The following is a 22337-nucleotide window of genomic DNA, read 5'->3' on the forward strand; positions in this document are numbered from 1 at the left end:
TGCGACTGTTTGAACCTGCGGTTCCCTCGCTAAGAACGATGATCACCCGTCGAGGTGCGCTCTTTCGGCGCGGCCCAGTTCCGGCTATCATTGCAGGTCATAGGCATTTTGAATGCACACCGGTCCGGGGATGTCCACCGCCGTCCGTGAGAGTCTCTGCCCACAAATTGCCCACACGTAATCTCGGGAGGCGGGTTCATGGGGTGGGTCGAGGAACGGCAGGGGCCGCGCGGCACGCGCTTCATCGCCGTGTACCGCGACGTCCGCGGAGCCAAGCGTTCCGCCGGGACTTACCGCAGCGAGAAAGAGGCGATCAAGGCCTGGCACCGAGCCGAAGAGGGCCTGTCGGTCGGGAAGGTCGGCGACCCGAAACGGAGCCGGCAGACCCTCGCCCGCTACGCCGAAGCGGAGTGGTTCCCGAACCACGTCATCGAGCTGACCACGCGCGAGAACTACCGGTACCTGCTCAACAGGTACGTGCTCCCCGGCCTCGGCCACATCCGGATGGTCGAGCTGATCCCCCATCACGTGCGCGAATGGATCGCCGACCTGCACAACGAGCACGGGGCCCGCCCACCCACGATCCGGGAGGCGAAGGTCGTCCTCGACGCGATCCTGACCACCGCCCTCAACGACCAGGTCGTCCTGATCCACGCCGGCCGAGGCGTCAAGACCCCTCCCGTCGCGCGCAAGCCGCGACGCATCATCACCGTCGAGCAGTACGACGCGATCTACGCCGCTCTCCACGATGACACCATGCGCCTGCTGGTCGAGACGAAAATTGAGACCGGGCTACGTTGGGGAGAACTCACCGAGCTCCGGCCCCGCGACCTCGACCCGAAGGCACGAGTCCTGACGGTCTCCCGGGCCGTCGTCGAACTCAAAGCGAGAGGCCGGCCCGACGGCGTGCGGTTCGTCGTCAAGGACTACCCCAAAGACAAGGAGTGGCGACAGCTCTCCCTGACCGTCCGCCTCGTCAAGCAGATCCGGGCGCACATCAAGTCCAATCGGCTCGGCCCGGGCGACCTGCTGTTCCCGTGCCCGGCCCCCACCGAAACGCCGCACCGCAGGCCAGCACAACTCCCCGACCCCGAGACTCTCGGACTCACCCAACCCAACGTCATGGGCCGGCAGTATCAGCACGGCACCCTCACTGCCTACCAGTCCGCCCCCTGCCGCTGCCGGCACTGCAAAGACGCCGTCGCCTCCTACCGCGCCGCTCGACGAGCCGCTGGCAGGGACAGCCCACGCCGACCCCGGCAAGTCCACACCGACGGGCACATCCCCAACAGGTGGTTCCGCTCCAACATCTGGGACCCCGCCGTCGCCGCCGCCGACATTGGATTCCGAGTTACCCCCCACGGCCTACGCCACGCCCACGCCTCCTGGCTCCTCGCCGGCGGAGCCGACCTCCAAGTCGTCAAAGAACGACTCGGCCACGGCAGCATCGCCACCACCGGCAAATACCTCCACGCCCTCCCCGGCGCGGACCAAGCCGCCCTCGACGCGCTGGACGCGTTTCGATCACGCCCAGCTATTGCTGCCACCCCGGGCGCGGCGGCACGCGAAGACGAGCTCAGCGAGATGCGCGACCTCGTCGCCCGGTTGAGCAAGATGCTCGAAACTACGGGCGAAAGCACTGGCGAGGCGCGGTCGGGTACGGGCTGAACGATGACCGGACAACCTTCTAATTGCATGACACCACGTCAGAATTGACCGCGACCTCTGTCGCCTCTCATGTCCCGCGTGGAACTTCGGACATCTCAGCGAGCTCTTCATCAGTGAATCCGTCCTGGTAGGCGCGAGCCAACCGACTGTATGCCGGCGCCGCGTTCTTCACCCACCAGGCCGCCCGGCCGCCGAGTGGCTTCTTGATCTGGGCGGGCGCACCCGCAACGAGGACCCCCGGCGGGATGACCAGCGGGCCACGCACCACCGAGCCCGCGGCGATCATCGTCCCCGCGCCGATCTCGACGCCCTCGAAAATCGTGCAGCCGCTGCCGACCAAAGCACCGGCGTGGACGGTGGCTTGCTCCACCACGGCGGAGTGACCGATGAGGACGTCCTCCGCCAACCAGGTATCAGCATGCAGGACGCAGTTGTCTTCGACTACGGATCGCTCACCGATCCGGATCGGGCCGAGGTCTCCCCGCAGAACAGCGCCGAACCAGATGTTCGCGTCCCGCTCGATGCGAACACGGCCGATAATCGTTGCGGTCGGGGCCAGGAAGACGCCCTCGTCGATCTCGGGCTCGTACTTGCCGAATGGCAGAATGGCGGCGGTCATAGCGCTCCCTTATTGAACCGTAGTAGGCGGACGACGCCGACGCCCGCAAATCTGGGTTCGCTGGCTGTGGTGCCCACGGACGTTTTGACGTTTCGGCGCGACGGCTTGATCTAAGCGGTAAGACGCGCCCTCCGAGGAAGGTGAAGCCGCCTAAGGATTCACATCACTTGGAGGTCTTGAGTCGCACCGTTAGACCAGGCTGTGCGTATCGCCGACTTGTATGAGATCCACGGGATCCTGGGGCGGTCTATTTAACTCCTGCCGTGGCGCCGATCGGCGCGGGAGCAATCGTCAAGACTATGGATGAGAAATCTCAGGCTGCCTCCTGATTAGCCGTCACATCGTCGGGATGTTCAGCTCGCTTGCCGTCGAAGAAAGTCGCTCCGGGCCGCTCCTGGGCGACGAGGCGGGGTGCATTGACCACGCACCCGAAGCGGCGGGCCGATCCACAGGCCTCAAGCATTGCTCTCACGAAACGGGGGAAGCCCCCAGAGGCCTCTCACCCAAGCCGTGCACCACCGTCTACATACAGCGTCTGACCGGTGATGTACCAGGATTCGTCGGCGGCGAGGAAGGCCACTGCGTGAGCGATCTCGCTGGGCCCCCCAGTCCGACGAACGGCTAGCGTGGCGGCGACGGAGCTCTTGAACTCATCCATGGACACCCCGAGCCGCTTGGCTGTGGCTGCGGTCATCGCGGTTTCCACGAAGCCGGGGGCGACCGCGTTAACCGTGACGCCGAAGGGCCCGAGCTCGATCGCGAGGGTCCGGGTCATGCCCTGCAGTCCCGCCTTGACAGCGGAGTAGTTGACCTGTCCGCGGTTGCCCAGTGCTGACAGCGAGGACATGTTGATGATTCGGCCGTACTGGGCGTCGACCATGTGCTTCTGAGCGATCTGCGTGCACAGGAACGCGCCCCGCAGGTGTACGTCCACCACGAGCGACCAGTCGTCGTCGGTCATCTTGAACAGCAAGTTGTCCCGAGTGACTCCGGCATTGTTCACCAGGATGTGCAGGCCCCCGAAGGCCGCCACCGTCTGATCCACGGCGGCGGCGACCGCGCCTCGGTCCGTCACATCGGCCTCGACCGCGATGGCTTTGCCCCCGGAGGCATTGATCGACCTCGCGACGTCATCAGCAGCCTCGGCATTACGGTCCAGGACAGCCACCGACGCCCCACTCGCCGCAAGACGCAGGGCGATCGTCTCCCCGATCCCTTGCCCTCCGCCGGTAACTAAGGCGGTTCGACCGTTGGCTATCGTCATGCTTTCCCATTCCTCTCGTGCGCAGACGCCACGGACCGGTGCTCCTTCGTCGGCATCTACTCAGCTACATCGGCCGGTACTACTTGCACCAACGCCCGCCGGGACGGCGGTTCCTCACCTCGGCACCCATTCCCGAAGCACCTCGGACACAGCGCACGGCTCAGTCGCGGGCGCGGCGGGGATCGCAGGCACAGTTCGGGAAAATCGCGGAGCGGGGGCCGCCTGGACAACGCCGTCTATCTCGACGAGGGTCCTGCGTTCCACGAGGTGTGGATACTTCGCGGCTTCGGCGAAACTCAGCACCGGCGTCACGCACGCATCGCTGCCGGCGAAGTGCTCCGCCCACTGGTCCCGAGTTCGGGAGGCGAACGTCTGGGCGAACCGCTGGCGCAGCATGGACCAGCCGCCCTTGTCGTACTGGTCCGGCAAGTCCTCGGACTTCAGGGCGAGCCCGGCGAGCAGCACGGCGTAGAACTGAGGTTCCAATGCGCCAACGGCTACATATTTGCCGTCAGCACACTCATAGGTGTCGTAGAAGGGCGTCCCGGTGTCCAGAAGGTTGGCGGCCGGGGTATCCGTCCACGTCCCCGCCGCCCGCAGGCTCCAGATCGCCTGCAGCAGAGCTGACGTGCCGTCCACGATACTCGCGTCCACGACCTGCCCGGCCCCGGACTTTTCGCGCTCCCACAGCGCGGCCAGCACTCCCAGCACGAGGAACGTAGACCCTCCGCCGAAGTCACCGACCATGTTCAGCGGGGGAACGGGACGACTTCCCTGCACTCGGAAGGCGTTCAGTGCTCCCGTGACGGCGATGTAGTTGATGTCGTGCCCAGCCAGTAGCGCCATCGGGCCGTCCTGACCCCACCCGGTCATCCGGGCATAGATGAGCCCAGGATTGCGCACGCGCACGGCCTCAGGGCCAATACCCAGACGCTCGGCCACTCCGGGACGGAAACCCTCGATCAGCACGTCGGCACGGTCGAGCATGCCCCACATGGCCCCTCGACCCACGTCGGTTTTCATGTCGGCCACCACCAGCCGCCGACCGCGAAGCAACCAGTCCCGCTGCCCCGGAGGAATGATCTGAAGCCCGCCGCTTGGCCGTTCGACGCGGATCACGTCCGCCCCGAGATCGGCCAGCAACATGGCCGCGTGCGGGCCTGGGCCGATACCGCCGAGCTCGACTACGCGCAGTCCCCGCAGGGGTCCGCCGCCCGCGAGGACGTCTGAAGACAAGAGAAACCTCTCAGCAAGCATGCTCAGCACTAGCGATCACACAACGCATCAACGTTGCGGGCAAGGATCAGCCGGAACCGCCGCGACGAGTGACGAAGCGATCGGCGTGGAAAAATCCCGACCCCGAGCGGACCGACATCACCGCCTCCTCGAGAGCATCGATCATGACCGGCGGCCCACAGGTGTACACCTCGCAGGACTGAAGAAACTCCATCGGCAAGGCCGCCACGACGTCCGTCACGAGACCGCGCGGCCCCGTCCAGGTGGAGTTTGGCGGCTCCTCGGACAAAACGAGTTGGTAGTCGAACGTGCCGTTCCAGCCCTTGGCCAGCGCATCGAGTTGCTCCTGGCAGTAGAGATCCCGTTGTTGGCGCGCGCCGAACACGAGCACCACCGAGCGGGCGGTCCTCGCATCCATGGCATCCTCCAGGATCGCTTTAATCGGCGCGAGGCCGCTCCCCCCAGCGACGCACAGCACCGGAGCGTCGGACGGCCGCAACCACAAGTTGCCGAGCGGCCCGGTGACGGTCAGTCGCTCGCCGGATCGGTCTCCTCCGAACAGCCAGTCCGTGAACTCTCCGCCGGGCACGTGACGGACGAAGAAGCTGAGCGTCCTGCCATCGCAGCGGGAGGGGGCGTCGGCGAACGAGTAGGAGCGCGGACCAGAGAACTCGTCGAACTTGAGCTCGACGTACTGGCCGGCCGTGAACTCCAACGGGTCGTCCAGTTCGATCGTCATCTGCACGATGTCGTGTGTCAGCATCGTTTGGGCCGCGACGACAGCGCCCAGATGCTTCAAGGGATGGTCGGGGAGGTCAGCCATCCCCGCCACGTCGAGCTCGAGTGACCGCCGCGCGATGCTCTGGCACGCGAGGATGTAGCCGTCGCGGAGTTCCTCGGACGACAGGGCGATCGCGGAGTCGGTGATCTCCCGGACCTTGCCGCTCAGCAACTTGGCCTTGCACGTGCCACATGTTCCCACCGTGCAGCTGTGCGGGAAGGCAACCCCGGCCGCGAGCGCCTCGTTGAGGATCGAGTCCTTGCCCGGCGCGACGAACTTCTTCCCGGCCTGCGCGATGCTGACGTGCCGGGGCTCGTCCCGCACGTCGCTGCGCCCGAAGAGACGCCCCATGGCCCGCTGCCCTCGATTCGGTGAGATGTTGTGGTCGATGGGGTGGCCCATCCAGCCCGGCGGGAGCCGTGCGGCGATCATCAAGAGCGCCGCACGGCTCGTCCGCCCGGTGCTACACGCTGCTGGTGGTGAGCCGAGACTCGGCCGGCGCCTCGGGCAAGTCCAACCACTGCGGCCAGCCGGCGCGCCGGTTGGCCTCCATCGCCAGGCGTTGTTCGGCCGGCGAGGCGAATCGCTTGTCCCAGTCCTCGAGCTTCGGCTTGGCGATCTTCTCGAACCACAGGTGCGGGACGAAGGCGTACACGTAGCACAGGAAGGCGCTGGGCATCTGCGGGGCGTCGGTCTCCGGCTCGAGCTCGTAGTACCGGTGCCGGCTGTCCAGGTGGTGGTTGATGTGATTGGTGATCTCCACCCCCACCGGACGCATGACCGCGCCCAGGTGATTCCAGGCGTGGTGCTTGCGCACTGAGGTTCCCGGCACTCGGACGAGCCCGTAGTGCTGGAGGTAGTTCAAGCCCTCGAAGATCAGCTTCGACGCCAGCTGCGCGGCGAAGACCACAACGACCCCCGCCCATGATGCGGCCACCCACGCCAGCGCGAGCAGAGTCAGCAGGAGACCCAACTCTACGTATAGGGCGTTCTTGTAGTGCAACACGGACTTTTCCCGCTTGCGCAGCGAGCGCAGGCTGGTGACCACGGCATCCTTGTAGGCGCCGTAGGTCGCCTGCCACAGGAAGGTGTACATCGTCTGGCCGCGGTAGGGCGTATCACTGTCGGCCGCGGTGCATAGCTCTAAGTGGTGCGTGAGTCGGTGGCCGACGTCGCGGTTGGGGTCCAGGTAGAACGTGCCGAGGATCTTCGATACGGCGCACGGGAACCAATGACGCCGGTGCATAAGCTCGTGATTGATCGGCAGGTTCGGCAGAACCCCGACCCAGGCGACCGTGGCGGACATGGCCAGCACGTCCCAGCCGCTGACATCACTGCCGCCGCCCTGCCAGTCCGCCAGGGCGAACAGATACTGCCCCCACATCACACACATCAGGACGACGTGAAGGTACAGCGGTACATCCATCACCCACCGGGGGACCCCGACCCGCCGTCTTCGCGTATCCGGCGGCAGAACGGTGTCGAGCAGCAGGAGCACCGGGAAGACGCCGATGCCCAGCCATGCCCACTGCCCGCCAAGTGCGAAGCCGAGAATGGCGATCCCCACGAGCACGTTGACGCTGTAGTAGCGCAAGACGTCCATGACTTCTACCTTCGATCCGCTAAGGGCGCCGCTACAGCGAGAGGACGCCGCGGATCGTGCGGCCCTCGAGCATGTCGTCGTAGCCCTCGTTGACCTGGTCCAGGGTGTAGCGCTTGGTCACCAGCTCGTCGAGCTTGATCTTGCCGTTGCGGTACAGCTGCAGGAAGCGCGGGATATCGACGCGTGGATTCGCGGAGCCGAAGCACGATCCGCGCAGCTGCTTCTCGAACAGGACCATGTCCAGCGCGCTCATGGCGACCGAGGTCTCGGCGGCGCGGTGCAGGTTGGTGATGACCACCCGACCGCGCTTGCCGGCCATGCCTAGGCTCGCGCCGATCTGGTCGCCCTCGCCGACACCCATCGTGTTCACCACCACGTTGGCCATCCTGCCCTGGGTCAGGTCGCGGACCAGTTCGGTCGCCTCCTCGTTGGTGGCGACCGCGTGCGTCGCGCCGAACTTCAGCGCCATGTCTCGCTTGAACTCGACGGGGTCCACGGCGACGAGGTACTCAACACCGGCGGAGACTCCGCCCTGGACAGCGTTGATCCCGATGCCGCCGACTCCGACGACGACGGCAGTGTCTCCCGGTCGGGCCTCGCCGGTGTTGACCATGGAGCCCCAGCCGGTGATGACACCGCAGCCGAGCAGGCACGCCGTGTTCAGCGGGATGTCATCGTCGATCTTGATGCAGTTCGCTTCGCTAACCACGGTGTGGTCGGCGAACGTCCCGAGCAGGCACATCAGGCCGACGTCCTGCCCACGGGCGTGGTGTCGCGCCGTGTGATCGGAGATCTGGGTCCCGTCGCCCAGATACATCCCGAGTTCGCACAGGTTCTGCATCCCCACCGAGCAGGCCGCGCAGCGACCGCAGGACGGGATGAACCCGAAGATGATCCGGTCCCCCGGCTTGAGCCAGGTGACGTCCGGGCCGACCTCTTCGACGGTCCCGGCGCCTTCGTGACCGCCGATCATCGGAAGCGGCCAGGGCAGGTCCCCGCTGCGGATGTGCTCGTCGGAGTGGCACAGCCCACTGCCGCCCATCTTGACCAGAACCTCCCCCCGCTTGGGCGGGTCCAGCTCGATCTCCTCGACGACCCAGTCCTTCTGACGGTCCCACAGAATCGCGGCGCGAGTCTTCATGCTCTGCTCTCCTTGTGCACTCGGGCTGAATCTTGGGCCGGCCTAATTGGCCGGCGGCAGATAGATGGACTGCAGGCGCTGATAGTTGGCAAGGCCCTCGGGCCCGAACTCGCGGCCGAGCCCGCTGGACTTCACCCCACCGAAGGGGGCAGCGGGATCGGGAACGTAATGGTTGATCCCGACAGTGCCGGTCTGCATGCGACGGGCGACCGCGGTCGCGTGCTCCTCGTCGGCGGACCAGACGGTTCCGCCCAATCCGTAGCTGGAGTCGTTGGCGAGCGCGACCGCTTCGTCGATGGTGCTGTACGGAATGACACTCAGCACAGGCCCGAAGATCTCCTCCTGCGCAATGGCTGCGGCGTTGTCGACATCGGCGAACACGGTTGGTTGGACGAACCACCCCGCGCGATCGACGCGGCCGCCGCCGGCGGTGAGGCGGGCCCCGGAGTTCTTGCCTTGCTCGATGTAGCCCTCGACCCGCTCCCGATGGCTGCTGGAGACCATGGGCCCGATCATCGTGGTCTCGTCCAGGGCGTCGCCCACGACGGCGTTGGAAGCCAAGGCGCTGAACGCCGCCACCACGTCGTCGTAACGGGACCGCGGAGCCAGGATCCGAGTGCTGATGAAGCAGGTCTGCCCGTTGTTCAACATGGTGGCGCCGAACAGGTTCTGCATGCTGTGCTCAAGCTCAGCGTCGTCGAGCACGATGGCCGCGGACTTGCCGCCGAGTTCGAGGGTCACCGGCCGGAGCAGACGGGCGCACTCCTCCGCGATCTGACGCCCTGCGGCCGTCGACCCGGTGAAGGCCACCTTGTCGACGCCCGGGTGCTTGACCAGGTAGGCGCCGACCTCACGTCCCCCTGGAACGATGTTGACCACGCCAGCAGGAATGTCGGACGCGGCGATGACCTCCGCCAGGCGGTAAATGTCGAGAACCGTTTCCGGCGAGGGTTTGACGACCACGGTGCACCCAGCGGCGAGTGCCGGGGCAAGCTTGGAGAACAATAAGGTCTGCGGAAAATTCCAGGGCACGATGGCAGCGACGACGCCGACCGGCTCCCGGCGCACGATCGTTCGACCGCCCAGCAACCCAGGGCGCCGCTCCTCAGCCGCCTGGTCGCGCACCATGTTCGCGTAGAACGAGAGCAGCGCGCCCGGGAAGCCGCCCTCGATCATCCGAGCGACGGAAATTGGCATGCCGTTCTGTTGGCTGATGAGGCGGGTGATGTCCTCGGACGCTTCACCCAGGCCCACCGCTAACTTTTCGAGGATCGCCGCCCGTTGGGCCGGTTCGTAGCTCGCCCAACCCGTGGGGTCGTCGAAGGCCCGCCGCGCGGCATCCACCGCCGCGTCTACATCGGCCGCTATGGCCTCGGGCACCGAGCCGATCGGCTGCTCCGTGCTGGCGGAGCGAACGGTGATGGTGGCAGAACCAGCGGGCCGGACCCACCCGCCACCGATAAACAGGGTCTCGTGGTTGATCACTTTCGGGGCCTCCCGAGGCAGACGCCGCAGCGTCGATCCAGACTGAGGTGAGTTCGCTCACGTCCTGACCAAAAGCGTCTCGCGGCGCTGGCGGCTTGTCAACTGACTAGTCGGACGAAATAAAGCTAACCGGGCGGTCGGTGCCACTCGGGCGTGCCGGCTTGACCGCTGCGCGCGTAGCGGCCGGCTCGTCGAGGCCTTTCACGAACGGAATTTCGCGGTGGCGGCCCGGAACTCCGGCGTGGTTGTGGCCACACCGACAAGTGCCGCCTCCAGATCACTGTGGGCGCCTGCGTCACCGTTCCAAGCCGCTCGCAGCAGCGCCTTGGTCGCAGCGAAGGCGTATGGCGACAGCGCGGCGAGATCGGCGGCCCGCTCGATCGCCGCGTCTTGTGCGGGCCTGCTACTCAGGTGGGTTGCCAGCCCCATGTGGACCGCTTCCGGTCCCCCTACCAGGCGGCCGGAGTGGAGCAGGTCGGCAGCTCGGGTCCAACCCACCCGCCGCTGGAGCGTGGCGGCGCAGAACAGGTCGGGAGGCAGTCCGACACGCAGGAACCCGAAGCCGAGCCGGGTCTCGGCCTCGACGACGATCTCGTCGCACAACAGCGCCAGCGACGCACCCGCGCCGATCGCTGCTCCCTGCACCGCCGCCACCGTGGGCTTACGTAGGTCTCGGAGGCGCCGCGCCGCGGCGAGGAACGCCTGGTGACGGCTCTCGGCTCGCGCGGCGTCGGGTTCGAGGTCGATGTTTGCGTCCATGTCCCCGCCCGCACAGAACGAGCGCCCCGCCCCGCCCAGGACGATCGCACGACAGGACGGGTCAGCCTCCAGGTCATCCAGCACCGTCGTCAACCGGTGGACAACGCTCTCGTTGAGCGCGTTTCGCTTGTCCGGCCGGTTCAGCATCACCCGGACCACTGGACCCGCCGCCTCCACCAACACCTCGTCGCTGGTCATTCAGACCACCCATTCCGCGGCTGTCGTCGTGCCGCTGTCACAGGTCGAGGACAAGACGCGGCGTCTTGGACCGGCCCACGCAGATCATCATGGTCTCGTTCTTCTCGTGGTCCTCGTCGGTGAGGATGGTGTCGCGGTGCTCGGGAAGGCCTGAGACGACTCCTACCTCGCAGGCGCCGCAGAACCCTTCCTCGCAGGAAGACATCAGGTCCGTCCGCACCTCGCGGAGCACGTCCAGGATCGAGCGGTCGGCCGGGATCTGAAACACCTCACCGGTGGAGTTGATCTCGACCTCGAACTCATGCAGGCCACCCACCTGCGGAGCCTTCTCTGCCGCGGGGGCGAATCGTTCGAAGTGCAGGTCTGCCCGCCGCCCCAGGCTCGCACACGCGCTTTCAACGGCTCCGATCATCGGTTCGGGGCCGCAGCAGTACACCAGGCCGTCCGGTGATCCGCGCAGCAGGTCGTCCACCGGGATCAAGCCGACCTCGTCCTCGGGATAAAGCGCGAGCGCGCCCCCGGGCAACTGCTCCAGTTCGTCCACGAACGCCATCGCGTGCCGCGTCCTGGCCCCATAGGCGAACATCCAGCGCGCACCCGCTCGACTGGCCTGACGGACCTGGGTGAGCAAGGGAGTCACACCGACCCCGCCGGCGATGAACAGATAGTTCGGGGCCGCTACCAGTTCGAAGTGATTGCGAGGCCCGCGAATCCCCAGCCCTTTGCCGAGCAAGTTGGTCTCATGGATCTCACGGGAGCCGCCGCGGCCGTTGATGTCGTGCAGAACCGCGATCCGATACAACGAGCGATCCTCCGGATCACCGCACAGCGAGTACTGCCGCACCAAGCCGGAGGGAAGCATCAGATCGATGTGCGCCCCTGGCTGCCAGGACGGCAGGTCAACCCCCGAAGGGTCGGCGAGGTGCAGCTCGCGGATCCGGTCCGCGGGGTCGCAAACCTTGACGACCTCCAGCTGCCGGGTCGTGAGGTCAACCCGCACCGCGCGCCTCGTCCCGGTCAAGAAGATCGTGAGAAGTCTCGATGAGACGCTTGATCACACCAGCCAGCCGCTCCTCCTCGGCGGGCTCGGACGCGCCGTAGGCTCCGGCACGGAATCGCCCGAGTACCCCTTCGAAGACCAGGGTTAGCCGCCACGCGGCGTAGCCCATGTAGTAGTCGGGGCGCGGCAGAGCTCGCCCGCCGGCCTGGACGTACTCCGCGAGAAGTTCCTCGCGGGTCAGGAACCCCGGGAGGACAGTGGCAGGGTTGCCGAAGGGGTGGAGGACGTCCTCGGGATCCGTCCAGTAGAACAAGCACACGGCGAGGTCGACGTACGGGTCGCCCCGGGTGCACAGCTCCCAGTCCAGGATCGCCTGCAGGCTTCCGGCCCGGTCGACCAGGATGTTGTCGAGCCGGTAGTCGCCGTGAACCAGGGCGACGTGTTCCTGCTGCGGGGCGGCCCGCAACAACCGGTCACGCGCCGCATCCGCCTCGGCGTAGGGCCCGGCACGGTACTGGTCGCCCATCCGCTGCCACAACGCGATCTGCCGCGGCAGATAGTCGGTGCCGCGGCCGAAGTCACCCAGCCCGACCGACTCCGGCACGACGGCGTGAAGGGCCACAAGCTCCCGGATCAGGGAGCGACCACACTCGGCGCGCGCCCCTGGCGGAAGGTCCTCCACATCGGACGCGGTACGAATAACGCGCCCCGGGACCTCTTCCATCACGTAGAACGGCACACCGGACGCGTCGGTATCCAACCCGACCACGGCCGGGACCGGAACCACGCCCCGCAGAGCACGGAGGATCTTGACCTCGCGCGCAACGTCATGCGCCGTCGCCATCACGTGGCCGAGCGGGGGCCGGCGCAGCACCCAACGCCGACCGCGGGCGTCCGCGACAAAAAAGGTCAGATTGGAGCGGCCACCCTGGATCTGCGCGGCGGTCAGCGGGCCCTCGGGTGCGACACCTTGAGCGCGGAGCCAGGCTTCTAGGCTAGCCAGATCGAGGAGGCCCTCGGTCGAGGTCGATCCCATCAGCTACGCCGCGGGGATCAGAGGTAGCGCCGGTTGGCGGTGTCATCCGGCACGGTGATGCCGAGCTTGTCCAGCATCGGCCGGGTATCGGCGATGTACTGCTCGCGCAGCTCAGCGTTGTTCTTCTTGCGCAAGCCCCAACGCACATACGCGTCGGAGAAGGACGAGTCCGACCGACCGAACATGTCCAGCGCGGCCGGCCACCAGATCTTGATCCTCTCATTCGCCTCCGCCAACCCCTCCGGCGTGGCCACGATCCGGCGCAAGTTGTTCATCCCGAACGTCGCGTGGAAGACCTCGTCCTTGTGCAGCCGGTCCGCCACCTCCAGCAACGGCCGGTACGGGACCCCGTCCCAGGTCTCCCCGATGTAACAGCCCACCCGGTCCCCAACGCCATTGAAGAACGCCAGATCACAGAAGGACTCGATCGGCAGGTGGAAAAAATACTGCTGAATCGGCGCATCAATCGGGCCCACCCCCAGACCCTCCAGAATCCGCGCCGTGATCGCCCCGTGCTCGACCTCCTGCTGCATCAACTTCGCGAACGTCACCTTCAACCGCTGATCCGGGATCAGGGTCATCCCCCGCTCCCACAGCTGGTTCAGCAACGCCGTGTACTGCGGATTCGTCGAGTTCTCCAGGTGATGGCTCAACATCCGCACCAGCAGCTCACGGAACTCCGCCGGCATCTCCGGATCACCCTCGGCGTACACCCGCCCCTGCGCCGGGGCAACCCCAGACTCCACCGTCAGCGTCACAGCCGTCCCCTTCCACCGCGTTTGACCAAGCCACACCGTCACACTCAGGCTCCACCCCCCACGGCATATTGTCAACCTTCCAGTCGGATGAAATATTTCCCGGTGGATTCCGCCAAGGCGCGGCACTCCCGAAGGTGAGAACACAGCATTCGACCTTCGGCGCGGCTGCTTATGCGGGCGGTGGCGCCTCGTCCAAATCCGCGAGGCGGTGAATCAGATCCGTCGAGGACGCGAGCGTGGACGTCGTCGAGGAGCCGAGGATCAACCGGATGAAGTGGTCGGAAACCTCCGCCCAGTCGTCAGTCTCGCTGTCGAACCAGGTGTAGATCCAGTTCGACATGCCCAGGATGCCTTGGGCCGTGTAGTAGGCGTTGCCGCGCGGAATCACGCCTGCGTCCATCGCCGCGTGCACCGCATCGACGTAGTGGCGCAGATATTGGCGTTCCAGTGTTCGGATCTGGCGCTCGAACTGCTCGTCGAGACGAGGGCGCGCCCCGAAGAACGCGGAGAACATGCTCCGTTCCTGGGCGAGCACCGAGACCTGGTGGGCCACCAGAACCGCGAGTCGCTCGGCCGGGTCGTTGTACTGCGAGCTGATGTCGGTCAGCCTGCGGAGAGCAAGGTTTAGGGCTCGGTCGAAGACGAGATAGAGCAGCTTCGCCTTGCTGCCGACATAGTGATAGAGGCTCGCCTTGCGCAGGTCGAGCGACGCAGCGACATCCTCGAGGGAGCCGGCGTCATAACCCACCTCGTGGAAGACATCGGCCGCGGCCTGGACAATTTGGTCAAGGCGGGCCTTGTACTCTGGGCTGCGTTCGGTCTGACGTGGCCTGCCTCGCGGACGCTTGGTGGGTCCAGCCTGCTCAGGCGTCGACAAAGCCACGTGATCCACCCTCTCTTCGGCCCCTACTCTGGGCGCCGCGACGCCCTTGACATTGCCGCCTCGGGGGCCTGCCCGTCGACCGACGAGACGGTGTCGAGCACGCTGGAGATGATCTTCCAGGCGTTGTCAGGATCGTTCAAGGGGCTGTCGCCGAGGTCACCGAAGCCCCCTACTCGGTTCCACGATTGGGCGTCGGACGGGTGCAGGGCTGCGAGTTCGGCCTCGACCTGGATCAGATCTACGGTAGGTGGATCGCCCGATACGAGGCCGTCGGTCCAGGTGACGAACACCTGGCTCCCGTTCCGCGCCCCTCGGACGGTGAACGACCGTTCTGTCATCGCGTTGCCCTCTATCCTCGGGACGAAGGACCAGCGGGCTGTGCCCCTGGGGTCCCTCACTCTAATAGTGCCAGCAAATATTTCAACCGAACCGCCGAACAATAATCTGTCAGCACGCCCCGAGCGTGCGGGCGAAGCCGTCGGGCATCAGCACGTCGGAGCGCGTGACCTCCGAGACGTCGGACGTGCCGGTCGCGAGCATCGTGGAGTCGATGCCGGCGCGGAGCAGGTCCAGGACGTTCTCGACGCCGGCCTGGCCGTTGGCGGCGAGGCCCCACAGGTAGGCGCGGCCAATCATGACGGCGCGGGCGCCGAGGGCGAGCGCCTTCACGACATCGCTGCCGCGGCGGATGCCGCCGTCGAGCACGATTTCGATCTGGTCACCCACCGCGTCGGCGACCGCGGGCAGCGCGCGGATCGCCGCGGGGGTGCCGTCCAGGTTGTTCCCGCCGTGGTTGGACACCGAGATCGCCGAGACCCCGGCATCGACCGCGCGCTTGGCGTCATCGACCCGGCACACGCCCTTGAGCATGAACGGCCCGTCCCACTGCGAGCGCAGCCAGGCCACGTCCTCCCAGGACGGGGGCGGGGTCATCATCCACTCGCCGTAGGCCTCGAAGAACCCCGGCGACGGCTCGGCCCGCGGGCGCACGTTCGGCACGCCCAGGTCCGGCAGCTTGCCGGTCTTCGCGAACGCCAGCAGCCACTGCGGACGGATCGCCACCTCGGGGGCGAACTTCACCGCGGTCTTGAGATCGATCGACTGCGGGATCGACGGCGAACCCCAGTCGCGCTGGTGGGAGAACGACCAGTCCAGCGTCAGGATGATGCCCGCGGCCCCGGCGGCCTTCGCCCGCTCCAACCGCCCGATCAGGGTCTCGCGGGACCCGGACCAGTAGAGCTGGAAGAAGGTCGGGACCCCCGTCGCGGCGACGTCTTCGAGCGGCTTGGACGCGAAGGAGGACAGCCCCATCGCGATCCCCCGCGCGGCGGCGGCGCGGGCCACCGCGACCTCCCCGTCGGGGTGGACGGCCTGCACACCGGTCGGGGAGATCAGGACCGGCATCGAGATGTCCTGGCCCATCACGCGCACGCCCTGCTCACGCTTGGCCGACCCCCCGGCCACGTGCGGGGCGAACCCCAGCTCACCGAACGCGCGCAGGTTGTCCTCCAGGGACAGGCCCTGCTCCGACCCGGCGATCAGCGCCTTGTACACCGACCGCGGCAACCGCCGCTTGGCCCGCCGCTGCGCCTCAGCGACCGTCTCGAACCAGGAATTTGCCATGCGGACTCCGCTTCGTCTGTGCATGTAGGTGCTCTCAGTTCGACCCAAAGCAGTGACGTCGAGGGGCGCTCGCTTGCGCGCGGGCCCCTACGGAGATCAGTTATTGGGGGGTCGCGAGGTGGAGTTCTTGATATTTGGCGATGCGCTCGTTCAGGTCGCGTGGCGGACCGACCCACCCGTCGTAGCGCGAACTGAGCGTCGCTATCCGAAACCGTCGGCCCTGCCCGCCGAGGCCTCTGTGGTCCTGGATCCAGACGGTCAAACTGACGTCCATTCAGATGCGCAGCGAGGCGCAGGTAGGGCAAGTGGTCGGCATAGCCCAGCGCGAGCATGATGTTGCCGCGGCGGCCGTCCTGGAACCCAACGAAGGAGCAGGCCGTCTGGACCGACGGTCATGCCTTCTTTTCGGCGGATCGCTTCTCCCTTTGAATCGCCGGTCCGGGCTCCCATGGGTCAGTGCCCGTCGAGCGCCAGGTCGGCCTGCGTGGCTTCCTGGCCGACGTGCCCGGCCATGTACACCTCCGACAGCACTGGGTTGGAAATGAGTTCGGCCGGGGTGCCCGTCAGCACGATCTCGCCCTTGTTGAGGGCGACGACCTCGTCGGCCAGCTTGAGGGCGAACTCCACGAACTGCTCGACGAGGACGATGGTCATCGATGTCTTGACGAGTGCGCCGAACACCTCGTACAGGTGCTCGACGACCATCGGGGCCAGGCCGAGACTTGGTTCGTCCAGCAGCAGCAGCTTCGGGTCGCTCATGAGCGCCCGGGCAACCGCGACCATCTGCTGCTCCCCGCCCGACAGACTCCCAGCCGCCTGCTTGGGCAGAGTTTTCAGCTTCGGGAAGTAGGTAACGACCTGGTCGTATCGCGCCCGGTAGACCGAGGCTGACGGTCGTTCCCAATAAGCGCCCATCCGGAGGTTCTCCTCGACGGACAAGGCGGGGAAGATGCCGCGACCCTCGGGCACCAGAACAATCCCGGCGTGCAGCCGTCGCTCGGGGGGTTCCGCGCTGAGGTCCACCCCGTTCCAGTGGACCGAGCCCGACCCGGGGCTCATCACACCGGCGATCAACTTCAAGAGCGTGGACTTCCCCGCTCCGTTGCGGCCGAGCAGCGCGAGGCACTGACCTGCTTCCAGGGAAACCGAGACCTCACGCACCGCCGCGATTTGGCCGTAACTGGCCGACACGTTGCGCAGTTCCAGCACGACTTACACCCCCGCCGGGGTGTTGGTGTCCGCGTGGCCGACGTACGCGGCCACCACCGCGGGATCATTCAGCACGTCCCGAGTCGCCCCTCCGGCCAGCAGCGTTCCGAAGTCCAGGACATAGGCGTACTCGGAGACCGAGCGCACGAGTTCGAGGTCGTGCTCAACCAGGAGCACCGTGACGCCCCAGTGGTCCCGGATCCCGCGGATGGCGCGGACCAGGTCACGGCTCTCGGTGTTGTCCAGGCCTGCGGCCGGCTCGTCCAACAACAACAGGCGCGGGCTGAGGCACAGGGCCCGCGCGAGCTCCAGTCGACGGAGATCGCCGTATGGCAAGGACGACGCTGGGGTGTCGGAGAGTTCCGAAAGGCCCACGGCTTCGATCGCCTGCCGCGCGACGTTCGTCGTCCGGCGGTCCGAGCGCGCGACATGGGGCAGCCCCAGGATCGCCGACCCGACGCCATAGGAGGCGAAGCGGCTCGCTCCGACGCGCACGTTCTCCAGCACGGTGAGTTCGCCAACGACCGAGAGGTTCTGGAAGGTACGTCCCATCCCCAAACGTGCCCGGACGTGGCTCGGCGCGCTAGTGATGTCGGTACCCGCGAACCGAACCGAGCCGGAGGCGATACGTTGCTGACCGCTGATGACGTTGAACATGGTGGTCTTGCCCGCACCGTTCGGCCCGAGCAGCGCGGTGATCGACCCCTCGCGACAGTGGAAGCTGACGTCGTTGTTGGCGACGACACCGCCGAACCGAACCGTAATACCCTCCACCTCGAGCAAGGACCCGGCCTCGATGTCCGGGGCGGGTACCCGGCGGGCCGCCACTCCTGTCGGGCGGTGTTTTGGCCCCCGTCCCAACGAGTCACGGAGTTTTTGCCGCACGGACATGGGTTTCCTCCTGAGCGAGTTGAAACCTGACGTGACGTCAGACGCCGGTGGAGTGCCGGCGGCCGTTCAGGTCGGCGCGCAGTGCGTCGAACTCGGACGCCAGCCCGAACTCCAGTCGGTCCAGCCGCTCCACCAGCCGAGCCATGCTCTCGCGGTCGGCGACGTGCTCGTAGGAGATGAGCAGCGCGAGCCCGCAGGCAAGCAGTGCCGCTCCGCCCACACCTCCGGACAGGAAATACGACAGCTGCTCCGCCGTCCGGTTGGTTCCGCTGAGGCCGTACCACCCCAGAATCATCAGCAATGGCCCGAGAATGGCGAGCCCGATGCCAGCCGCCTGTCGCCAGTCAAGCTTCAGGGGCGCCTTTCGGCCGCGCGAACTACTCGAGGACTCAAGCAAGGTCGGTGGCTCAGTCTCAAGCAGTATGTGGTCCTGGCGGAGGGTTGCGTCTCGCTGGCTCATGTGTCGGGGCTCCTGACTTCTCGGATACGGATGGATCTGACCTCCGCCCGGCGGCGGGTGCTACCCGGCATCGCCGCGGCGAAGGAACGGAATCGCGCGGACGCGGCACAGGACGGCGGTCAGAGCGACGACGGCAGCGAAGGCGACATAAAGGTCGTTTAGGTCCTCGGCGGGGAGCGCGACAACCGCTCCGACCGGGATCCCGGAGAGCAGCACCGCATTGCCTGCCTGCTGGGCGAACCCCGCGACGCCGTCCGGCGGCGGGACGTTTGCTGTGGGCACGGTCCCGGTGACCTCCGGTACTGCGCCGATGCCGGCCGCTGCGCTGACGCCGTCAATACCTGCCGCCACAGGGTTGGCGGCACCGGCTCCTGACATGGCGGGTGCGGTTCCCCCGTTCGCGCCCGCGACGGTGTCGGTGGAGCCACCGGCGGCGGCCGGAGTGGGGACTGCGACTACCGATGCGGTGGTGTAACCGATCCGGCCGGAGTAGCGCACGGCGTCGGTCAGGTAGCTGAACTCGATCCCTCCGCTGGACATGGAGACCTTCGAGCCGTCGCGGGTCAGCGCCGTTGGGGGGAATGTCCGCAGCGTGAACTGCTCGACGTTGAAGGCGCTGTTGAGCTGGTCGATCAGCGCCCTGGTCGCGGCGGGGTCACCCGCGTTCTCCCCGGCGATAGTGAAGCCCTGGGAGTCGATGGTGACCGGAACCCCGAAGATCGATGCCTTCTGCACCGAGAAGTTGGAGGTCCCGGCGTAGCCCTCCTTGGTGCCGTCGAAGGCGATGTCAGTTTCGGAGTGGATCCCGTCGAGGCGCACGGTGTCCCCGAGCAACCGGAAGCCGGCGATGGTCGCCGACGACAGAGCCTCGGGTATGCCTTGTGTGTTCAGGCCCGCGGCGGCCCTAGCCTCGTAGTTGGAGATCCTCACTCCGACCGGTGAAACCCCGGCACCCGCTCCGCGAGAAAGTGCCTCGGTGACCGCGCTCAAGGCCTCATCCGGATCGCCAGTGGCCGAGACACGGCCCGACGCCGCGTCCAGGGTGAAACCTAGGGAAGGGTCGTCCTGGGCCGGGCCCCCGCAGGAGGCTTCGGTGGTTGTGGTCCCGGACGCGGGGAACGATGCCTGGCAGTAGTTGGGCAGTTTCGTGTAGTCGACGCTGCGTGCGCCATCCTGGATCTGCTGCGGGATGGGCTGCCCCGTGACGGGGTCCTTCTGCGGGACGATGATTCCGAGGCTGGTCAGGGCGGGCACGGGCGCCACGCCGGCGATCCCCAGCGCGAGCGGGCCCTGCCGGGCCGACGCGGTGGCGGCGAGAATGCCGCCCGTGGCCTCCAGTGGAAGAACGTCCGGGACGAGCGCCGTGAAATCGAAGATCGCACCCGATGCGCGGCTATCGAAGGTGATGTAGTGACCGGTCGCCGCCGAGGCGGAGCCGGGGAGCACGGCGATGCCGGTGCCCAGCGTCACGACCACAGCACCGAGTCCGGCTGTGCCCCAGCTCATGCGGCGGAGTCCACGTTGGACGTTCATTTGCGCTCCTGTGCGGAAGAGGTGGGCGTAATGGATTGCTCGGAGTAGTCACCAAGGGAGGTGCGGGTCCCGGAGGTGACCAGCCGTCGCTGGGGCGGCCGCGACGGCACAGCCGGGGGTCGTTCGAGTCCCGCAGCCAGTGTCGCTCGGTCCTCCGTCGGGCGCCGCAGAGTCGCTGAAACCGGGTCGGAGGGCCGGGCACTCGTAGGGACCTTCCGGCCGCGGAACGTTGCCGACGGGCTCGTGGAGCCCGCGAGGACCAGGCTCTCCCGAGCCCACTCGCCGATGCTCGCCAGTCCCTGCGGGGCCGCGACGACCAGGATCAATGCGAGCGCGCTGCTGGCGATCTGCGGGAAGGCGTTGGCGTCCGCGGAGGACAGGTTCGCGGCGAGCACCGGGCCGTACCCGAAGATCAGCCCGGCGATCACGGGGCCGAGCAGGCTGCGTAGCCCACCGACGAAGGCGGCGAGCAGCACGATGACACCGATCAGCGGGATGAATTGGAAGGTGGTGAAGCTGCTGACGAGCAGTCCGTAGGTGACGCCGGCTGCACCGGCGATACCGGCCGAGAGGGTGAACACCACCAGCTCGAGCCGGGCGGCGTTCACGCCGAAGGTGGACAGCAGGTTGGTTCCCGATCGCAGGGTTCGGAAGCTGACGCCGAGCGCGCTCCGCCGGAAGTTGAATACCAGAAGAGTGGCGACCGCGAACAGTCCGAAGGCGACGGCGAAGGCGTAGTTGCTCACCAACAGGTCGACACCGAAGAACGTCGGGTTCCCCGCGCTGGTACGCATGAAGTTGAGATTGAGGACGTAGTCGCTGATCATCGCCCCGAAGGTCAGGGAGAGGATCGCGAAGGCCGCCCCGCGGAACCGAAGCGTCAGCGCGCCGACAACCAAGCCCGCGACCAGCGCGGCGCCGATCGCGATGAGCGCCGCCCACCCGAACGGCATGTCGTTCTGCTGCAGCGAGGCGGCGGTGTAGGCCCCGATGCCCGCGAATCCGATCTGCACGAACGTCGGCTGGCCGCCGTCACCGGCGGGCAGCAGCACGCTCAGGGCCAGCAATGCCCAGAAGACACAGGCGAGCCCGATCGACCCGTAGTAGGCGCTGGTCAACGGGTAATACAGGAAAGCGAGCCCGGCCACGAACCATACAATCCGCGGCACGCGACGCGTCACGCTGGAGGCCCCGGCGATGGCAATGGCTGCGCGTAGCCGCGCCGGTCCGGGCGCAGCAGCGGTGGACCGTCCGCCGACGGCAGCCAGCTGCGCGATCTTGCGCCGGTTGATCCCCACGCTGAGCAGGGTCACTGCGGCGATGCCAACGGTGGCACTGCCGGTCTGCTCGAAGTAATAAGGGGTCAGGGCCTCAACCGCGCCCAGGAGCAGCCCGCCCGCGAACGTGAGCGGCAGCGAGACCAGGCCGCCCAGCAGCGCCGCGGCGACGCCTTTCGCCAACAGGAAGGAGAAGGTGCCGATGTTGACCACGCTGACGGGCGCGATCAGGACGCCGGCCAACCCGGCCAGGGCGCCGCCGAGGGCCCAGTTGAAACGGGAGGTCGTGGCGGGCTTGACACCGAAGAGCTGGACCACGTCGGGTCGCTGGCCGGCTGCACGGACCCCAAGGCCGAACCAGGAGCGCGACAGGACTGCCGCGATGAGGAGCATGACCGAGGCAGACACGATCAGGATCCCCAGTCGCTGGTTGTCGACGACCACGCCCTCGATCGTGAAGGACCCGGAGGGGAACAACTCCTGGTCCTGGGGCACGCCGCGGGGCTGCGGGCCGTAGATCTGCAACATGATGCCCGAGGCGAGACCGAGAACCGCCGCGGTCGCGATCGACTTCCGAATGATGTCCGAGCCCTCCAGCGGGCGGATGACGAGCCGTTCCACCACGAGCCCGGCCACCGTCGTCACCGCGATGCAGACCCCGGCCGCGATCCACGGATGCGGGAAGGTCGGCTGCCCGCACTCGGTGCCCGTCGAGCTCGGGCACGAGAACCCCGAGTACAGGTATGCCCCGGTGAGGGCGAAACCCGCGTGGGCGAAGGAGAGGATGCCCGTGGACCGGAACATCAGCGTGAGCGTCGACCCGATCAGGCCGTACAACGTGCCGACCATGATGCCGACAATGAGGAGCTGGACCACGATGGTCACGGCATCCACCTCATTCCATCCTGCGTGG

Annotated in this window: 20 protein-coding genes; 1 reads left to right on the plus strand and 19 read right to left on the minus strand. The window is 67.0% G+C overall.

Annotated elements, in window-relative coordinates; translation table 11 throughout:
• The first annotated feature begins 198 nt into the window (after nt 1-198).
• Nucleotides 199-1668, plus strand: a complete 1470-nt coding sequence (locus SPOPO_RS0106540) for a tyrosine-type recombinase/integrase (protein ID WP_019873989.1) — start codon at nt 199-201, stop codon at nt 1666-1668.
• A 67-nt stretch (nt 1669-1735) separates the two neighbouring features.
• On the opposite strand, the gene SPOPO_RS28090 is transcribed toward SPOPO_RS0106540, so the two are convergent.
• The 19 genes from SPOPO_RS28090 to SPOPO_RS0106635 form a co-directional block, all read right to left on the minus strand.
• Nucleotides 1736-2287: a gamma carbonic anhydrase family protein gene (locus SPOPO_RS28090; protein ID WP_019873990.1), complete on the minus strand. Its 552-nt coding sequence runs from the start codon at nt 2285-2287 to the stop codon at nt 1736-1738.
• A gap of 499 nt (nt 2288-2786) precedes the next feature.
• Complete coding sequence (locus SPOPO_RS0106550; RefSeq protein WP_019873991.1) at nt 2787-3551, minus strand: SDR family NAD(P)-dependent oxidoreductase; 765 nt, start codon at nt 3549-3551, stop codon at nt 2787-2789.
• Nucleotides 3552-3665: 114 nt separating this feature from the next.
• Nucleotides 3666-4808: a CaiB/BaiF CoA transferase family protein gene (locus SPOPO_RS0106555; RefSeq protein ID WP_051098514.1), complete on the minus strand. Its 1143-nt coding sequence runs from the start codon at nt 4806-4808 to the stop codon at nt 3666-3668.
• Between the two features lie 46 nt (nt 4809-4854).
• A complete protein-coding gene (locus SPOPO_RS28095) occupies nt 4855-6000 on the minus strand; it encodes a 2Fe-2S iron-sulfur cluster-binding protein (RefSeq protein WP_019873993.1) in 1146 nt (381 codons plus the stop codon).
• A 31-nt stretch (nt 6001-6031) separates the two neighbouring features.
• Nucleotides 6032-7171, minus strand: a complete 1140-nt coding sequence (locus SPOPO_RS28100; protein WP_019873994.1) for a fatty acid desaturase — start codon at nt 7169-7171, stop codon at nt 6032-6034.
• A gap of 31 nt (nt 7172-7202) precedes the next feature.
• Complete coding sequence (locus tag SPOPO_RS0106570) at nt 7203-8312, minus strand: NDMA-dependent alcohol dehydrogenase (protein WP_019873995.1); 1110 nt, start codon at nt 8310-8312, stop codon at nt 7203-7205.
• A 42-nt stretch (nt 8313-8354) separates the two neighbouring features.
• Complete coding sequence (locus tag SPOPO_RS0106575; protein ID WP_019873996.1) at nt 8355-9797, minus strand: aldehyde dehydrogenase; 1443 nt, start codon at nt 9795-9797, stop codon at nt 8355-8357.
• Between the two features lie 201 nt (nt 9798-9998).
• Nucleotides 9999-10754, minus strand: coding sequence for an enoyl-CoA hydratase/isomerase family protein (locus SPOPO_RS28105; RefSeq protein ID WP_019873997.1), 756 nt, complete (start codon nt 10752-10754; stop codon nt 9999-10001).
• Between the two features lie 37 nt (nt 10755-10791).
• Nucleotides 10792-11754 (minus strand): PDR/VanB family oxidoreductase, encoded by a 963-nt coding sequence (locus tag SPOPO_RS0106585; RefSeq protein WP_019873998.1) that lies wholly within the window; start codon nt 11752-11754, stop codon nt 10792-10794.
• Nucleotides 11744-12790, minus strand: coding sequence for a phosphotransferase family protein (locus SPOPO_RS0106590; protein ID WP_019873999.1), 1047 nt, complete (start codon nt 12788-12790; stop codon nt 11744-11746). Before SPOPO_RS0106590 ends, SPOPO_RS0106585 begins: the two co-directional genes overlap by 11 nt.
• A gap of 17 nt (nt 12791-12807) precedes the next feature.
• Entirely contained in the window at nt 12808-13548 is a 741-nt protein-coding gene (locus SPOPO_RS0106595) for a Phenylacetic acid catabolic protein (RefSeq protein WP_019874000.1), read from the minus strand.
• A 169-nt stretch (nt 13549-13717) separates the two neighbouring features.
• Complete coding sequence (locus SPOPO_RS28110) at nt 13718-14431, minus strand: TetR/AcrR family transcriptional regulator (RefSeq protein ID WP_211210860.1); 714 nt, start codon at nt 14429-14431, stop codon at nt 13718-13720.
• Between the two features lie 23 nt (nt 14432-14454).
• A complete protein-coding gene (locus tag SPOPO_RS0106605; protein ID WP_211210861.1) occupies nt 14455-14721 on the minus strand; it encodes a hypothetical protein in 267 nt (88 codons plus the stop codon).
• Nucleotides 14722-14878: 157 nt separating this feature from the next.
• Nucleotides 14879-16054, minus strand: coding sequence for a pre-mycofactocin synthase MftD (gene mftD / locus SPOPO_RS0106610; protein WP_019874003.1), 1176 nt, complete (start codon nt 16052-16054; stop codon nt 14879-14881).
• A 453-nt stretch (nt 16055-16507) separates the two neighbouring features.
• Nucleotides 16508-17263 (minus strand): ABC transporter ATP-binding protein, encoded by a 756-nt coding sequence (locus SPOPO_RS0106615; protein WP_019874004.1) that lies wholly within the window; start codon nt 17261-17263, stop codon nt 16508-16510.
• Nucleotides 17264-17266: 3 nt separating this feature from the next.
• The gene (locus SPOPO_RS28115) at nt 17267-18037 is read right to left on the minus strand and encodes an ABC transporter ATP-binding protein (protein ID WP_245541770.1); all 771 of its coding nucleotides are present in this window, start codon (nt 18035-18037) and stop codon (nt 17267-17269) included.
• Between the two features lie 154 nt (nt 18038-18191).
• Nucleotides 18192-18449, minus strand: coding sequence for a hypothetical protein (locus SPOPO_RS34230; RefSeq protein ID WP_156869623.1), 258 nt, complete (start codon nt 18447-18449; stop codon nt 18192-18194).
• A gap of 225 nt (nt 18450-18674) precedes the next feature.
• Entirely contained in the window at nt 18675-20084 is a 1410-nt protein-coding gene (locus SPOPO_RS0106630; protein ID WP_156869625.1) for a hypothetical protein, read from the minus strand.
• A 59-nt stretch (nt 20085-20143) separates the two neighbouring features.
• Nucleotides 20144-22309: an ABC transporter permease gene (locus SPOPO_RS0106635; RefSeq protein ID WP_156869627.1), complete on the minus strand. Its 2166-nt coding sequence runs from the start codon at nt 22307-22309 to the stop codon at nt 20144-20146.
• Nucleotides 22310-22337: the final 28 nt, after the last annotated feature.

The organism is Sporichthya polymorpha DSM 43042 (genome assembly GCF_000384115.1).
GTDB classification, from domain to species: domain Bacteria; phylum Actinomycetota; class Actinomycetes; order Sporichthyales; family Sporichthyaceae; genus Sporichthya; species Sporichthya polymorpha.

Excerpts from the sequence above, each read along its gene's own strand:
- SPOPO_RS0106540 (WP_019873989.1), top strand. The coding sequence starts at position 199 with ATGGGGTGGGTCGAGGAACGGCAGGGGCCGCGCGGCACGCGCTTCATC.
- SPOPO_RS28090 (WP_019873990.1), bottom strand. The coding sequence starts at position 2,287 with ATGACCGCCGCCATTCTGCCATTCGGCAAGTACGAGCCCGAGATCGAC.
- SPOPO_RS0106550 (WP_019873991.1), bottom strand. The coding sequence starts at position 3,551 with ATGACGATAGCCAACGGTCGAACCGCCTTAGTTACCGGCGGAGGGCAA.
- SPOPO_RS0106555 (WP_051098514.1), bottom strand. The coding sequence starts at position 4,808 with ATGCTTGCTGAGAGGTTTCTCTTGTCTTCAGACGTCCTCGCGGGCGGC.
- SPOPO_RS28095 (WP_019873993.1), bottom strand. The coding sequence starts at position 6,000 with ATGATCGCCGCACGGCTCCCGCCGGGCTGGATGGGCCACCCCATCGAC.
- SPOPO_RS28100 (WP_019873994.1), bottom strand. The coding sequence starts at position 7,171 with ATGGACGTCTTGCGCTACTACAGCGTCAACGTGCTCGTGGGGATCGCC.
- SPOPO_RS0106570 (WP_019873995.1), bottom strand. The coding sequence starts at position 8,312 with ATGAAGACTCGCGCCGCGATTCTGTGGGACCGTCAGAAGGACTGGGTC.
- SPOPO_RS28105 (WP_019873997.1), bottom strand. The coding sequence starts at position 10,754 with ATGACCAGCGACGAGGTGTTGGTGGAGGCGGCGGGTCCAGTGGTCCGG.
- SPOPO_RS0106590 (WP_019873999.1), bottom strand. The coding sequence starts at position 12,790 with ATGGGATCGACCTCGACCGAGGGCCTCCTCGATCTGGCTAGCCTAGAA.
- mftD (WP_019874003.1), bottom strand. The coding sequence starts at position 16,054 with ATGGCAAATTCCTGGTTCGAGACGGTCGCTGAGGCGCAGCGGCGGGCC.
- SPOPO_RS34230 (WP_156869623.1), bottom strand. The coding sequence starts at position 18,449 with ATGATTCTGGGGTGGTACGGCCTCAGCGGAACCAACCGGACGGCGGAG.